The organism is Limosilactobacillus panis DSM 6035, assembly GCF_001435935.1.
Taxonomy (GTDB): domain Bacteria; phylum Bacillota; class Bacilli; order Lactobacillales; family Lactobacillaceae; genus Limosilactobacillus; species Limosilactobacillus panis.
This window is the reverse complement of sequence record NZ_AZGM01000077.1, coordinates 1-2,345: the sequence shown is the minus strand read 5'-3', so window position 1 is coordinate 2,345 and position 2,345 is coordinate 1. Positions and strand designations below refer to the sequence as shown.

Sequence of the window (2,345 nt, the reverse complement as noted above, 5' to 3'; positions counted from 1 at the left end):
TCCAAAAGCCCTGAACCACAATGATTTCATTGCAATTCAGGGCTTTCAAGTTTCAGCTTCATAACCACGTTGAACTTGTTCGGTATGCTGTCCACCACCATCTAATTGACTTTTAAAGGAGGAATTGACAATGGCAACCAACCTTAGTCGAACTGATGAGTTACGCGGGTTACTCAGTGATATCGCTCGCAAGCAGTTCAAAAGCAGCAGGCAGATCAATCCGCAATCAAACCTCTTTCTGACGGCTCAATATGCGGTCGAAAAGGGCTACATTGAAGACGCAAAATTGGATACCTCCTTCAGTGCTAGTCTTGCGGAAATCAACCTCACCCAGGCAACATTGACGGCCGCTGGCGAACGTAAGCTGGCACTACTCGTAAATCATAATACAAAGGACTAGTTTTAAATGAATGCTGAAGAAAAATTAAACCGCGAATATGACAACCGGGCCATCTATACCTCTGGTTTTTATGCCTCTCCAGAAAGTGATTTAACCAACCGTCAACGCCTGTTTGACGCTCTTAAAGCACTGAAGACCAATCAGGAAGCAACCACGCCGTTTTCCCTTCAAATAATGGCAACTAACAGTGAGATCAACGTGATGCCACTGGGGCTGTTGAACCTAGACGACTTAAGAGATTACGAAAACAAGCAGCGACGGGAATACGGGCTCAATTATCAAGACAAGGGAACCCCCCTTATCGTTCAGTACGCACCCCATGTTGAAGGCCAGCCGGTCCAAAAGAAAATGGTGGGGACGGTTGAAGAGCTCTTCAAACATTTCAATGACCAAATTGAGAAGGTTTGGCAGGTGGTTCATGACTTTCTGCAAAAGAACTTTGCCGTATTAACAGCAGTTGAGCAGGACCTTATCCAGGACCACAAGGATGTTGAAAAGGAGTACTCGGCAACATTCTCAAAGATGACAGCTGACCAACGAGAAAAAAAGCTCGGTTTCTCACTAGCCGATAATGAGGTTGCTCAGTTTAGTAACTACATGGCAGATATGCATGAAGTTCAGGCAATCGTTCTCTCCGCAGCAGCATTCAGTAACCATGAGCTGCTGGGGGATAATAGTTTTAACGAAATGATGGCGGATAATGTCCGGCGGAGTACCATCTTCTGGGTATTAGATAATACCTTTTATGAGATCTTCTATTACTTTCTGTTTAGTTACCAAGGACAACATCCCAAGCTTGCTAAGTACCTGAACCACCAGCGAAAGACTTTGATTGTTAATATGCGTAACGACGCCTTTGACCGCGCCCAGAAGTTAACCGAACAGCCCCAACTCAAGGTTGACTTTAATAAATACTTCACTGATACCTTTATCCCGGTTGCTGAGCAACTGACAGCGGAAATCCACAAGTTCCGGGGTCAACCAGATGACTAGTTTTAAGGTTGATGAACGCTTTATGACGGGATTAGCGCCCCTCTTGCGACAAATGCCACCACTGGTTACTAACCAGCTTGATCTTCAACTTGGTCAGTCCCAGCGTGAATTCCGGCTTGCCCTCTTCCAGTCGTTTAGTCGGCTTAACCAGCAGGAGTTGACAGTCGACCAGGTCAATGCGGCCCAACTGGCTGAGCTACTGGCGTTGGCAGCCGAAATTAACCTGTCATCTTTTCAACCGGCAAAGCTCACGCCAGGCGCGATGGCGGTCCAGAAAGGAAATTCATATGTTGCCAGCTACCTCATCGCCCAGTTTGTTAATCGCCTTGCCAAGGTTGGTACCCCACCGCAGATGATTGAGGAGCTAACGGTCGATGGCGGTGACTTTATCCTAGCCCAGCTGCAACGCCTCCGTTTTAACTTTAACCAGCGTTTCAAGATTTCCGACTACCTGGCTGACGCCAAGGCCCGGCCAGGAATGTTAGCATCGATTACCGCCAGGGAAGCAACCGCTCTTACTAAAAATGACGGTACAGTTATCCAGCTCAGTGGTCAGATTGGTCAAAATCTCGGGACGATTGAGGCAATCAAGGACGAATTGGCACAGGTTGAAAAGAGCAGTGACTATTTCACTTCCATGGTCACTGCTGGCCAGTATCCACTACCCCTCCTCTTTGCCATTCAAAACCATCCAACATGGTTTAACGACTTCTTTGGTCAGGCTCATCGACCACCGCAGGCCCGGTTTGATGATGCGTACCAAATGACACTCGCCCACCTGACCGATGCCAAAGGAATCGTGACCGACCTCACCAGTCAGGTCCAGTTAGATATCAATGTTCTCCCTGTCGAACTTCAATCCCCACTTAACCAACTTATCAATGAGCTATAGACAGAAAGGGGTTGTGACAAAAAGCCTCTGAATCAGAAGCTCCATTCGGAATTTAACAAA

3 protein-coding genes are annotated in these 2,345 nt (G+C 47.2%); all 3 read left to right on the top strand.

Annotation, left to right across the window (positions count from 1 at the left end; genetic code table 11):
- Nucleotides 1-130: 130 nt before the first annotated feature.
- From FD32_RS05610 to FD32_RS05600, 3 genes are read left to right on the top strand one after another with little or no spacing between them, the layout of a single operon-like run.
- Nucleotides 131-400 (top strand): hypothetical protein, encoded by a 270-nt coding sequence (locus FD32_RS05610; protein ID WP_047769727.1) that lies wholly within the window; start codon nt 131-133, stop codon nt 398-400.
- Between the two features lie 6 nt (nt 401-406).
- Nucleotides 407-1,393, top strand: a complete 987-nt coding sequence (locus tag FD32_RS05605; protein WP_047769724.1) for a hypothetical protein — start codon at nt 407-409, stop codon at nt 1,391-1,393.
- Nucleotides 1,386-2,285 carry a hypothetical protein gene (locus tag FD32_RS05600; RefSeq protein WP_047769722.1) on the top strand — a complete coding sequence of 300 codons (900 nt, stop codon included), beginning with the start codon at nt 1,386-1,388 and terminating at the stop codon, nt 2,283-2,285. The genes FD32_RS05605 and FD32_RS05600 overlap by 8 nt, the downstream gene beginning before the upstream one ends.
- Nucleotides 2,286-2,345: the final 60 nt, after the last annotated feature.